At 63.3% G+C, this 12,845-nt stretch carries 10 protein-coding genes; 6 read left to right on the plus strand and 4 right to left on the minus strand.

Translation table 11 applies throughout. The annotated features are described in order from the left end of the window. From argS to dnaK, 3 genes are all read right to left on the minus strand, one after another. The coding region (gene argS / locus BG35_RS0102245; RefSeq protein ID WP_025781513.1) for an arginine--tRNA ligase at nucleotides 1–1,732 on the minus strand (1,732 nt) is incomplete at its 3' end. Between the two features lie 28 nt (nucleotides 1,733–1,760). Next, nucleotides 1,761–2,723 carry a DnaJ domain-containing protein gene (locus BG35_RS0102250; RefSeq protein WP_025781514.1) on the minus strand — a complete coding sequence of 321 codons (963 nt, stop codon included), beginning with the start codon at nucleotides 2,721–2,723 and terminating at the stop codon, nucleotides 1,761–1,763. 5 nt (nucleotides 2,724–2,728) lie between these two features. Continuing rightward, nucleotides 2,729–4,921 carry a molecular chaperone DnaK gene (gene dnaK, locus BG35_RS0102255; RefSeq protein ID WP_025781515.1) on the minus strand — a complete coding sequence of 731 codons (2,193 nt, stop codon included), beginning with the start codon at nucleotides 4,919–4,921 and terminating at the stop codon, nucleotides 2,729–2,731. 41 nt (nucleotides 4,922–4,962) lie between these two features. Here dnaK and BG35_RS12955 point away from each other — a divergent pair, with 41 nt between their 5' ends. The 5 genes from BG35_RS12955 (at nucleotide 4,963) to pstB (ending at nucleotide 9,403) form a co-directional block, all read left to right on the plus strand. Next, nucleotides 4,963–5,280 carry a hypothetical protein gene (locus BG35_RS12955; RefSeq protein WP_161632502.1) on the plus strand — a complete coding sequence of 106 codons (318 nt, stop codon included), beginning with the start codon at nucleotides 4,963–4,965 and terminating at the stop codon, nucleotides 5,278–5,280. 253 nt (nucleotides 5,281–5,533) lie between these two features. Next, nucleotides 5,534–6,529 carry a phosphate ABC transporter substrate-binding protein PstS gene (gene pstS, locus BG35_RS0102265; RefSeq protein WP_025781517.1) on the plus strand — a complete coding sequence of 332 codons (996 nt, stop codon included), beginning with the start codon at nucleotides 5,534–5,536 and terminating at the stop codon, nucleotides 6,527–6,529. A 97-nt stretch (nucleotides 6,530–6,626) separates the two neighbouring features. Continuing rightward, entirely contained in the window at nucleotides 6,627–7,655 is a 1,029-nt protein-coding gene (pstC, locus tag BG35_RS0102270; protein WP_236619744.1) for a phosphate ABC transporter permease subunit PstC, read from the plus strand. Nucleotides 7,656–7,671: 16 nt separating this feature from the next. Continuing rightward, entirely contained in the window at nucleotides 7,672–8,583 is a 912-nt protein-coding gene (pstA, locus tag BG35_RS0102275; protein ID WP_034416602.1) for a phosphate ABC transporter permease PstA, read from the plus strand. A 25-nt stretch (nucleotides 8,584–8,608) separates the two neighbouring features. Beyond that, a complete protein-coding gene (gene pstB, locus BG35_RS0102280; protein WP_025781520.1) occupies nucleotides 8,609–9,403 on the plus strand; it encodes a phosphate ABC transporter ATP-binding protein PstB in 795 nt (264 codons plus the stop codon). Between the two features lie 39 nt (nucleotides 9,404–9,442). Here pstB and BG35_RS0102285 read toward each other — a convergent pair whose 3' ends face one another. Then, the gene (locus BG35_RS0102285; RefSeq protein ID WP_025781521.1) at nucleotides 9,443–11,767 is read right to left on the minus strand and encodes a RelA/SpoT family protein; all 2,325 of its coding nucleotides are present in this window, start codon (nucleotides 11,765–11,767) and stop codon (nucleotides 9,443–9,445) included. Between the two features lie 121 nt (nucleotides 11,768–11,888). On the opposite strand from BG35_RS0102285, the gene cgtA reads away from it, so the two are divergent. Then, a partial coding sequence (gene cgtA / locus BG35_RS0102290) for an Obg family GTPase CgtA (RefSeq protein ID WP_025781522.1) occupies nucleotides 11,889–12,845 on the plus strand: 957 nt, incomplete at its 3' end.

Consider the following 12,845-nt stretch of genomic DNA (forward strand, 5'->3'; position numbering starts at 1 on the left):
GGCCCAGGCCCATGGTCTGGGCGCTGAGGCGGCACAGGGCCAGGCGGGTGGGGCGGGATCGGTCGGGGGCCTTGAGCACGGGCAACTGGTCGTAGAAGCGGTTGAAGGTCTGGCTGAGACCGAACAGATAGGCGCAGAGGCGGTTGGGCAACAGGTCCTGCTCCACCTCCAGAATCACCTCGTCAAAGTTCAGCAACTGCCGCGCCAGGCTCAGTTCCTGGGGGGCCTGCAGCCACAGGGCAACCGGCTTCTCCTCCGCACCGAGGGATCCCCCTTGCCGGGCAATGCCTTGAATGCGCACGTAGGCGTAGAGCAGATAGGGGGCCGTGTTGCCCTGGAGAGAGAGCATCCGGTCAAAGCTGAACTGGTAGTTGGTGGTGCGATTCTGACTCAGATCGGCATATTTCACGGCGGCGATGCCCACGGTTTCCGCCACCTGCTCAACAAACCCTTCCTCGGCCTGCCGCTGCTCCTGGGCCATGCGCTCCACCAGATCAAGGCGGGCCCGCTCCACCGCTTCATCCAGCAGGTCCCGCAGGCGGACGGTGGCGCCGGAGCGGGTTTTGAGCTTCTTGCCGTCCGTTCCCTGCACCAGGCCAAAGGGCACGTGCTGGAGGTGACAACCGGTCGGCACCCACCCGGCCCGCTGCGCCACCTGAAACACCGCCGCAAAGTGGTTGGACTGGCCCGCATCGGTGACATACACCACCCGGTGCGCCCCCTCGCCGCCCCCGTCGGGGCTGGCCAGCCGCTGGCGGATGGCAGCCAGGTCGGTGGTGGCGTAGTTGTAGCCCCCGTCGCGCTTCTGCACAATGAGGGGCAGGGGCTGGCCGTCCTTGCCCGTCATGCCCTCCAGAAACACACAGCGGGCGCCGTCGTCCACCACCAGAAGCCCCGCCTGCTCCAGATCCTCCACAACCCCCGGGAGGGCCTGGTTGTAAAAGGATTCGCCCCGCTCCACAAGTTGCACGTCCAGGCGGTCGTAGACGGCCTGGAAGGCCTGGCGGGATTGCCGGCAGAGCAGCCCCCAGGCCCGCAAGGACTCCGGCTCCCCCGCCTGAAGCTCCACCACCTCGCCACGGCTTTGCTCCCGGAAGCCCTCATCCTCGTCAAAGCGCCCCTTGGCCTGGCGATAGAAGGCCACCAGGTCCCCCAGGTCCACGTGCTCCTCGCCGGACAGGGAACGGGGCGCCACGTGTTTGAGGTGGGCAATCAACATGCCGAACTGGGTCCCCCAGTCTCCCAGGTGGTTGAGTCGCAACACTTGGTGGCCACGGAAGGACAGCAACCGGGCAATGCAGTCGCCGATGATGGTGGAGCGCAGGTGCCCCACATGCATTTCCTTGGCGATGTTGGGGCTGGAAAAATCCACCGCCACCCGTTGCCGCGGCTGCGCCATGGGCACCCCCAACCGGGGCTGATCCAGCCGCGCCTGCACCTCTGCCGCCAACACCTCCGGCCGAACGGTGAAGTTGATAAACCCCGGTCCCGCCACCTGGGGCGGATGGCACAGGTCCTCCACCTGCAGATGATCCACCACAGCCTGGGCAATCCGCCGCGGCGGGCGACCCAGCACCTTGGCCAACCCCATGGCGCCGTTGGCCTGGAAATCGCCGAATTCCGGCCTTGTGGCTGGCGTCAAGGGAAAATCCACTGGCCCGTCCGAGGGGGCCACGACCCGGGCCAGGGCTTCCGTCAGCCGGTGTTGCAGGGCGTTCCGGAGCTTGAGCATGGGCTGCCAGCCAGTGTGGATGCAACCCCTATCTTGGCCCAGCGCCCCGTACCTGGGGCTCGGGAGCGGCTTCCAGATCCTGGAGTTGACGGTACAACTCCACAATCTCCTCCGACGGAGCCGAGGGACTGACGATGCGCAACTCCACAATCTGATCCCCGCAATCTCCATCGGTGCGAACGCCACAACGTCGTAGTCGCAGTAACTGACCACTGGAGGAGCGGGGGGGGATCTCCAGTTCCACGAGACCGTGGATGCTGGGCGCCGTGACATAAGCCCCCAGAACCGCATCAGCAGGGGAGACATCGAGACGGTAGTACACCTGTAGGCCGTCCACCCGCAGACCGTCCCGGGTGCGCACCCGGAGTCGCAGCAGGTGGTCCCCCCCGTCCGGGGCAACACCGGCCAGACGGAGACGCCAGCCATCCCCCGCCCCTGGGGGCGTGTTCACCTCCACATGGGCGCCGTCAGGCAGGACCACCACCTGCCGGGATCCCCGCCAGGCCTGTTGAGGGGTGAGGGCCAGGGCCGTCTCCCGGCTACGGGACGGCCGGGGTGGGGCCGCAGGCGGCTCTGGCTCTGGTGGTGGTTCTGGTGGCCGGGATGGCGGTGGGGGGGGTGCCTGGGCCGGTTCTGGCCTGGGGGACGGGGGGGGCGGCCCACCGGAGCGTTCCCCGGGCCGGCGCCGCCCGAACAGGTGGGCCAGGTAATCTTCAAAGGAGGGGAAGCCGTGCAACTCCTCCCCGCCGTCGCCCCTGGCAACGCTTTGCCGCCAGGCCCGCTGACGGGACGGGTCGCTGAGCATTCCATAGGCGGCATTGATGCGCTTGAACCGCTCCTCCGCGGTGGGATCACCGGGGTTCAGGTCCGGGTGCCAGCGCCTGGCCTGCTGCCGAAAGGCGCGCTTGAGTTCGGCGGCGGAGGCCCCGGGCTGCAACCCCAGCACAGCCCAGGCGTCAGGCTCGCCTCCCAGGGGGTCAGGGGCAGCCATCGCTTCTAGGCATCCTCCCAGGGATCCGCTTCCAACCGGGGCGTCGGCCGGCGGCGGGGTCGGGGTGGAGGGGAATCCCAATCCCTGTCCCCAGGGAGCCACTCATCCTCCATGGGTTCAGCCGGGGGGTGGCGTTCATAGGGGGCCGGGGCATCCTGCCGCTCCCGGTAGTAGGGCGCCGGTGGGGCGGCGCGCCTGCCAGGAGGGGGATCACCGGAACGGGACCGCTGCGGCCTGTCCCAACCGTCCTCGGGCCGCAGGCCGTCTCTTGTTCGGGAGGGCCAGTCATCCCATTCTTCATCCTCCGCAAAGAACTCGTCCCGCAGGGAGCCGATGGTGCGGCGGATCCCCCGCAGCGGTCCCCGCTCCTCGCGGCGGCTCTCCCGGCTGAGACAGCGATTCAACACCCGCAGGGCATCGTCGAGGACGGCGGCCGCCTCGTCCAGTTCCCGGGGCGGCGCTTCCGGATCCTGGAGCAGGTCTTGCAGGTCACGGCTGGCCCCGTCCACCACCTGTTTCTGACGTTCCATGGCATAGGGACCCAATTCCAGCGCCACATCCCGCAGGCGCCGCTCCGCCTGGGCCAGCAGGGTCTCGGCCTGGTTCCGCCGTTCCACGGCGGCCCGCAGGCGCCGGTCGTCCGCCGCACGATTTTCCGCATCCTTGAGGATGCGTTGAATCTCCTGCTCGCTCAGGGTGGAGCTGTTCTGAATGGAGACGGTTTGCTTGCGCCCTGTGGAGCGATCCATGGCCGAGACCTGAAGGATGCCGTTGGCGTCCACGTCAAAAGCCACCTGCACCTGGGGCACACCCCGGGGAGCCGGTGGAATCCCTGAAAGCCGGAAACGTCCCAGGGACTTGTTGTCACAGGCCATCTGCCGCTCCCCCTGCAACACGTTGATTTCCACGGAGGACTGGTTGGCTTCCGACGTGCTGAAGGTGTCGGACTTGCGGACAGGGATGGGGGTGTTGCGGGGAATCAGCGGTTTCATCACGCCACCCATGGTTTCCAGGCCAACGGAGAGGGGGGTGACGTCGTTGAGCAGGAAGTCCCGCAACTCCCCCCGCAGAATGCCCGCCTGAATCGCGGCCCCCAGGGCCACGGCCTCGTCCGGATTATGGCCTTGACTGGGCTCCCGGGGCACGATGGTGCGCACCAGTTGTTGCACCATGGGCATCCGGGTGGAGCCCCCCACCAGGATCACGTCGTCAATGTCCTCCGCCGTGATCCGCGCATCCCGCAGGCAGCGGCGCACCGGCCGCAACAGCCGATCCACCAGGTCCGGGCAGAGGTCCTCGAAAGTACGGCGGGACAGCTCGCACTCAAGGTGCAACGGCCCATCCGCGCCGGTGGCAACGAAGGGGAGGGAGACGGTGGTCAGGCGCACCCCCGACAACTCCTGCTTGGCCTTCTCGGCTGCATCCAGCAGCCGTTGCAGGGCCTGGCGATCCCGGCGCAGATTCACGTCGTGGTCCGTCTGGAACTGATCCGCCAGCCAGTCCACGATGCGCTGGTCGAAGTCGTTGCCCCCCAGTTGGGTGTCGCCACTGGTGGCCTTCACGTCAAAGATCCCGTTGCGAATGCGCAGCAGGGACACGTCAAACGTGCCGCCCCCCAGGTCGAATACCAGCACACAGCGGGCCGATTTGCGGTCGAAGCCACAGGCCAGGGCCGCGGCGGTGGGCTCGTTGAGGATGCGCAGCACCTCCAGGCCCGCCAGACGACCGGCATCACGGGTGGCCTGGCGTTGGGAGTCGTTGAAATAGGCGGGCACGGTGATCACCCCTGCTTCAACGGGCTCCCCCAGATGGGTGGCGGCATCATCGACAAGCTTGCGGAGGATGGAGGCCACCAGCTCTTCCGGGGCATACTCCCGCTCTGTGGCCGGAGAGACAATGCGGATTTTGCCCTGGTCGTTGCGGCGAATTGTGTAGGGGACACCCTTGGAGCCCTCATCCAGCTCATCGTAGTGGCGGCCGATGAAGCGTTTCAGGTTGGCGAACGTGTTGCCGGGATTCAGCACCAGTTGCCGCCGGGCCTGAAGACCCACCAGCAGTTCCCCCCCCTTGCTGAACCCCACCATGGACGGGGTGGTGCGCAGGCCCTCGGCATTGGCAATCACCTGGGGGCGTCCCCCCTCCAGGGCAGCCACAACGGAGTTTGTGGTCCCGAGATCGATTCCGACGGCTCGACCCATTGACCGGATCACGTGCTGATTCACCGTAGGGGCTTATGACCATGAGTCACGAGAGTGACCAGGATCCAGTTTCACGGATCGTAGAGGTCTCTGGCGAGAACGCCTCTCCCCGTGCGGTAGCCCCAACCCCGGCGGCCAGGATGTTCTGTGATCTTCACCCCGTCAGGGATGGTGAAGCGAGGCTGGTCACGGCCTCCGGCCTTGAAGCGGGGATGCCCCTTACCCCTGAAGAACGCCTGGAACGCCACCGACAAGCTCTGACGGTGTTTGGCCAGGAAGTGATCCAGATAGCGACCGGCGACCGCCAGGCCGAAGAGTTGCCCCGGGCCTTGCTGGCGGCGCCAGGCAGGGGCCGGTAGGGGACCTGTCGATAGTTGACAGGTGGACCGGAGTCAGTCACACTCCCATTCTTGCATTCTTGGTGAAGTGGAGCAAGGTCAAGCGGCCAAACTATGGCCCTGGCTCCATGAACAATAGCTGCTGGCGCAGTTGTCCCAGGGTGGGACTGATGGTCGTAATCATCCCTTAGTGATTCCTTAATGTGGCTGGCCTGGACCCTTAACTTCCCGTACCCCTAAGTTCCCCGGTGAAGATCCTCCTTCAATTTCTTCCATGTCTGTCCTCGCAAAGACCCTCACTGCCGCCGGTGCAGGGCTGTTTGCCGCTGCGACGGCTTTCTCTGCGCCTTCTCTGGCACAGATCCGTCTTGACGGCGCCGGCGCCACGTTCCCCGCCCCCATCTATGAGCGCTGGTTCAAGGATCTGGCTGCTGATGGCGGCCCCCAGGTCAACTACCAGGCCACGGGTTCCGGCACCGGTGTCAAGCTGTTCACCAACAACGACGTGGACTTCGGCGCCTCCGACTCCGCCATGGACGATGCAAAGGTGGCCAAGGTGCGCCGTGGCGTGGTGCAAATCCCCATGACCGGCGGCGCCATTGCGGTGGCCTACAACAAGCCTGGTTGTGACCTCAGACTCAGCCAGAGCCAGGTGGTGGGGGTCTTCATGGGCGCCATCACCAACTGGTCCGCCCTGGGTTGCGCCCCCGGCAGCATCACCGTGGCCCACCGCTCCGACGGCTCCGGAACCACCGCAGGCTTCACCAAGTCCCTCTCGGCTTTTTCCTCTGCATGGAAAGAGAAGGTGGGTGCTGGCAAAACCATTGAGTGGCCCGTTGGCGTGGGCGGTAAGGGCAACTCCGGTGTGGCTGGCCTGATCCGGAACAAGGTGGGCACCATTGGCTACGTGAACTACGGCTATGTGCAGAGCTCCGGCCTGCAGACGGCTGCTCTCCAGAACAAGGACGGCAACTACGTGAAGCCCAGCGCCGCCACTGCTGCTGAAGGTCTGTCCAAGATCGTTCTGGACAACCAATTGCGGGGGACGGACGCCAACCCTGCCGGCGCCAATTCCTTCCCCATTGTGTCCCTCACCTGGGTCCTGGCGTACCAGACGGGCAACAGCAGGAATCTGGATGCCCTGAAGCAGATCTTCAACTACATGCTCTCGGACAAGGCCCAGGCCATTAGCGACTCCCTCGGCTACGTGCCCCTGCCCGACAGCGTGGTGGCCAAGTCCAAGGCTGCCGTTGAGTCCTTGCGGCGCTGAGCCACGCCATGGCAAGGCTGGGGCAACTGCTCCAGCCTTGCCGCCTCAGGTACAGCCTCTGGATCAAGATCTCCGGTACGGCATTGTTATGGCACCCATGTTCACCCACAAGAAGCGCCCCTGGACAGAGAGGCTGGTTGACCACACCTTCATTCGCATGACGGCCGTCCTCGCCTCTGTGGTGAGCCTGACGGTGTTCGGGATTTTCTTCACGGTGGGCTTCCAGGCGGTGTTTCAAGGGGACCTTTCCAGCCTCCTGCCCTGGCATCCGGACTCCATCTGGCAAGGCATCGCAGCCTGGAACGACGAAGAGACGTTCGGGGTGCGCTGGGGAGCCATTCCCCACTTCGGCCTGGGCTTTCTGGCCGACAGCAGTTGGAATCCCGTCCGCAATGATTACGGAGCGCTGACACCCATCTACGGCACCCTGATGACGTCGGCCCTGGCGCTGCTGCTGGCCGTGCCCCTGGGGGTGGGGACCGCCATTTTCCTGACGGAAGATTTCCTTCCCCAGAAGCTGAGAACCACCATTGGTTTCATGGTGGAACTTTTGGCGGCTATTCCCTCCGTGGTGTTGGGGCTCTGGGCCATGGCCATGCTCAACGGTTTTCTGGCGGCGTTCACACCGCTGCACACCCATCTGGGCTGGCTCCCCGTTTTCGGCACGGAACCCGGTGGCCCCAACCTGGCCATGGCCTCCTTGATCCTGGTGGTGATGCTGCTGCCCATCATCACCGCCGTCTCCCGTGATTCCCTCAATCAAGTGCCCCCGGAGTTGCGCCAGGGGGCCTACGCCGTGGGGGCCACCCGCTGGACCAGCATCTTCCAGGTGCTCATCCCCGCTGCCGTTTCCGGCATCGTGGGGGGCGCCATGCTGGCCCTGGGAAGGGCTCTCGGGGAAACCATGGCGGTGACCATGATCATTGGCAACTCCACCAACCTGAGCGCCAGTTGGTTTTCCCCCAGCAGCACCATTGCCTCACTGCTGGCCAATCAGTTTGGCGAGGCGGATGATATTCAGGTGTCCGCCCTCTACTACGCCGCCCTGGTGCTGATGATCCTCACCTTCCTGGTGAACATCTGTGCCCAGGTCATCGTCAAACGGCTTGCCCTGAAATATGACTAGCAACGCGACCAATCCCATGGCCACAACCTGCTACCCACCCGCTGCCTCGGGATTGACCTACAACCCCTATGCCCCGCGCAACGTCTGGAATCGGGCCATGAATCTGTTGGCAGCGCTGTTTGCCACCATAGCCGTGCTGCCCCTGGTAGTTGTCACTCTCTATGTGCTCTACAAGGGGGGCGGAGCCATCACGCCGGCCATCTTCACGGAGTTGCCGCCGGCGCCGGGGTTGTCCGAACCCATGGGCATGGGCAACGCCATCATTGGCACCGCCATGGTGACCGGTGGGGCGGCGCTGGTGGCCATCCCGGTTGGCGTGGGGGGCGGCATCTATCTGGCGGAGGTGGCCAGAAAGGGCTGGTTTGCCCAGTCGATTCGCTTTGGCGTCAACGTGCTGGCCGGCGTCCCCTCCATCATCTGCGGCCTGTTTATCTATGCCCTGGTGGTGAACACCCGCATTCTCTGGGGTGAGTCCTTCTCGGCTCTGGCGGGATCTCTGGCACTGGCGGTGCTGATGTTGCCCACCATCGTCAAGACCACCGACGAGGGGCTGAAGCTGGTGCCCCAGGAGTTGCGCATGGGGGCCTTGGGCATCGGCGCCTCCCGGTTTGTCACCATTACCCGAGTGGTGTTGCCGGCCGCCGTCTCCCCCATTGCCACAGGGGTGGTGCTGGGCATTGCCCGGGCCGCCGGGGAAACCGCCCCGCTGATCTTTACGGCGCTGTTTTCTCCCTTTTGGCCTGACTGGGCATCAGGGTGGGGCCTGCTGGCCCCCACGGCAACCCTGTCCGTCCAGATCTACAACTTCGGCATCATGCCCTTTGAACCCCAGGTGCAACTGGCCTGGGCGGCCTCGTTCATCCTTGTGGTGATGATTCTGGCGGCCAACCTGTTGGCCCGCTGGCTGGCGCACTTCTCTGCCTCCTGATTCACCTGCCCTCCTCCACCGCACCATGACGCCCTCCATTGCCGATGCCATCATCAGTTGTGACAACGTCACCGTCAACTATGGCGCGTTCGCAGCCGTCAGAAACATTTTCCTGGACATTCCCAGGCACAAGGTGACTGCCTTCATCGGACCGTCCGGCTGTGGGAAGTCTACGGTGCTGAGATGTTTTAACCGCATGAACGACCTGATCGAGTCCTTCAGCATGAAGGGCAAGGTGTTGTTTCACGGTCAAGACCTGTACGGTCCTCGCGTGGATCCGGTGGAGGTGAGGCGACGGATCGGCATGGTGTTTCAGAAGCCCAATCCCTTCCCCAAAACCATCTACGAGAACATTGCCTTCGGGGCGCGGATCAATGGATTCAAGGGGGACATGGACGAGTTGGTGGAAACATCCCTGCGCCGTGCCGCCGTGTGGGATGAGTGCAAGGACAAACTCCAGGAAAGTGGTCTTTCCCTTTCGGGGGGGCAACAGCAACGTCTCTGCATTGCCCGGGCCATTGCCGTGGAGCCGGAGGTGATTCTGATGGATGAGCCGTGTTCCGCCCTGGATCCCATCTCCACCCTCAAGGTGGAAGAAACCCTCCATGCCTTGAAGAAGAACTTCACCATTGTGATTGTGACCCACAATATGCAACAGGCTGTGCGGGTTTCCGATATGACCGCCTTTTACAACGCCGTTGATATGGAAGGGAGTGACGGCATGGTGGGCTACTTGGCAGAATACAATGAGACCAGAGAGATTTTCAACAATCCCAAATCCAAAGATACCGAAGAATATGTCACTGGTCGCTTTGGGTGAGATGGTGACGGGAGGTTGACTTGTGTATCACAACTGGGACTAACCCATGCCGGTACGGTACAGGGTGAGCACGTCCGCCATGGCGCGAATGCGGTTGATGGTTTGTGTCAACTGATGGGCGCTGTGGAGTTCAATGCTCAGATCAATGCGGGCCGGCTTGCCGCGGCTGGTGCGCACGCGAGCGTCCAGCACGTTGATGTTGGCGTCGGAAAGCCGTGTAAGAATATCCTTGAGCACGCCAACACGGTCCATCACGTTAATTCTCAGGCGAACAGGATAGGTGTTCTCTTCAGGGTGGCTGGGATTCCACTGCACCGGTAGACGGCGCTCCACGGGAATGCGTTCCACGTTGTCACAATCCTGTCGGTGAATTGTGAGACCGTGGTTGCCCAAAGAGACAGCACCGACGATGGATTCCTTGGGGAGAGGCGTACAACAACCAGCCAGGCGGAAGTCCAGTCCGTCCACACCCAGGATTGGATTTCCCCGCAACTGATCCGCCGTAGCACTCAGATCGCGACTGGATGGAGCGGGGGATGTGGGGACAGTTTGGGGCTTGGGGGGCGAGAGATGTTTGGTCTGGAGGCGAATCTCCTCCCGTATGCGGTTGGCAACCTGGTGAATGGTGAGTGCGCCAAAGCCAACGGCGGCCAACAGGTCGTTGACCGTATAAAGGTTACAACGCTCAGCCACTTTCTGCATGGCTGGAGATTTTAGCAACTCCTCCAGACCATGGCGGCCCAACTCATGCTCCAGCATATCCCGACCACGGTTGATATTCTGATCACGATGACTGGTCTTGTACCATTGACGGATACGGTTGCGGGCCGTTGGCGTGGCAACAAAGTTTAACCAGTCCAGACTGGGACGGGCATTGCGTTCCGTAACGATTTCAACAATATCGCCATTCTTCAAGGGGGTGGACAGGGCCACGAGGCGGTCATTGATGCGGGCGCCATGGCAGTGATGTCCCACCTCCGAATGGATACGATAGGCAAAGTCCACAGGTGTGGAACCACGCCGTAAACCCAGAACATCTCCTTTGGGGGTAAATACAAACACCTCATCATCAAACAAATCATCCTTGATGGAAGCCAGGTAGTCCTGACCATCCCCATCGGAAGTCTCCCGTTGCCAGTTGAGAAGCTGGCGCAGCCAGTTGAACTGCTCCTCCGCCTGGCCGTTGCCGTTGGCAGGGGAGCCCCCCTCCTTGTACTTCCAGTGGGCAGCAATCCCGTATTCCGCAACCTGATGCATCTGCTGTGTACGAATCTGCACTTCAAGGGGGCGTTGATTGGCAATAACAGCAGTATGTAATGATTGGTAGCCATTGGGTTTGGGCAAGCCAATATAGTCCTTGAAGCGACCGGGAATGGGACGGAACGTGTCGTGAACCACGGCAAGTGCTCGATAGCAGTCCTCCAAGCTATCTGTTAAGACTCGCAGTGCAGCCACATCGTAGATCTCATGGAAGGCTTTATTTTGTCGTTTCATTTTACTCCAGATACCATAAAGATGCTTGGGACGACCATTCACGTTCACCTGGTCAAGACCAGCCTCCGACAGCCGTTGACGCAGCAACTCCACAGTGGCGTTGAGCCGTTCTTCCCGCTCACTCCGCTTGCTGGCCAACTGTTGAGAGATATGACGGAACTCCTGTGGATTGAGCACTTTGAAGGCCAGATCCTCCAGTTCCCATTTCAGCTTGCCAATCCCCAGACGATTGGCCAGAGGCGCATAGATTTCCAAGGTTTCGATGGAGATTCTTCTTTGCTTTGCCGGCGCCAACGCCGTTAATGTGCGCATGTTATGAAGACGGTCAGCCAGTTTGACCAGCACCACACGAATATCACTGGCCATGGCGAGAAACATACGACGCAGATTTTCGGCCTGTTCCTCCGTGCGGTTGACAAAATGAATGCCCCCCAATTTTGTGACGCCGTTCACCAGTGCCCGCACCTCACGGCCAAATCTGGCTTCGATATCGGCCGTGGTCACACCACAGTCCTCCACCACGTCATGGAGGAATCCGGCGGCAATCACACCGGGACTCACCCCGATCTCCCGCAACAGATGGGCGACAGCAAGAGGATGGCTGATGTAGGGCTCGCCGCTGGCGCGCTGCTGCCCCTGGTGCTGTTGCCAGGCAAAATCAAAAGCGGCGGCAATCAGGGCAGCCCCCTCCAGGGGATTCTGAGGACGGCGTTGCTCCGGCGGCGGCGTCTCTTGCAGACACTCCACCAGCCAGGCGGGCAGCGGAACGCCGTAATGCTGTTGCAGCCGCTCCCCACCCCTCGCCACAGCCTCTCCTCTCCCGTGGGGATCGCAACCGCTGAGGACGGAGGGGCTGGAGGTTTTCAGCACATTCGGTGGAGACCTGGCCTCCAGGTTAAGCCCAATCACACGCTGGTGATGCAATCCCCATGGCCAGGCCGTGATCTGGGCCGGCAAGATGGGGGGCAGATGGGTACGGGAGCAGGTCTTGATGCAATTCATTGACCTGGTGCAGATCGAGGTGCAGGCGGGCCAGGGCGGGGACGGCATTGTGGCCTTCCGCCGGGAGAAATTCGTGCCGGCGGGGGGGCCGGCCGGCGGGGACGGGGGCCGGGGCGGGGACGTGGTTCTGGAGGCCACCACTAACCTGCAGACCCTGCTGGATTTCAAGTACAAGCGCCGCTTTGCGGCTGGCGACGGGCGACGGGGCGGCCCCAAGAATCGCACCGGCGCCAGCGCCCCGTCCCTGCTGGTCCACGTGCCCTGCGGTACGGAGGTGCATGACCTGGTGGACAACGCCTGGCTGGGGGATCTGACGGCGCCGGGACAGCAACTCCGCGTCGCCGTGGGGGGAAAGGGGGGCTTCGGCAATACCCGCTACCTGAGCAACCGCAACCGGGCGCCGGAGCAATGCACCACCGGCCATCCCGGCCAGCAGCGGCAGTTACGGTTGGAACTCAAACTCCTGGCCGAAGTGGGGTTGGTGGGTTGTCCCAACGCCGGCAAGAGCACCTTGATCCGCGCCCTCTCAGCGGCGCGCCCCAAGGTGGCGGACTACCCTTTCACCACGTTGACCCCCAACCTGGGGGTGGTGCGGCGCCCAACGGGAGACGGCACGGTGTTTGCCGATATTCCCGGACTGATCCAGGGCGCCGCCATGGGGGCCGGCCTGGGGCATGATTTCCTGCGCCATATCCAGCGCACCCGTCTTCTGGTTCATCTGGTGGATGCCACGGCAGAGGATCCCTGCAGGGATGGGGCCGTACTGCTGGGGGAGCTGGCAGCCTACGACCCCACCCTGCTGGACCGTCCGCGCCTGCTGGCCCTCAACAAGAGTGATGCCCTGGACGCCGACACGGTCGCGGGCTTGGCCGCCAGGCTCAGCCAACACCTGCAACAGCCCTGCCATCGGATCTCCGCCGTCACGGGCCAGGGCCTGGAGCAACTG

The organism is Candidatus Synechococcus spongiarum SH4 (genome assembly GCF_000586015.1).
Classification (GTDB): Bacteria; Cyanobacteriota; Cyanobacteriia; order PCC-6307; family Cyanobiaceae; genus Synechococcus_B; species Synechococcus_B spongiarum_F.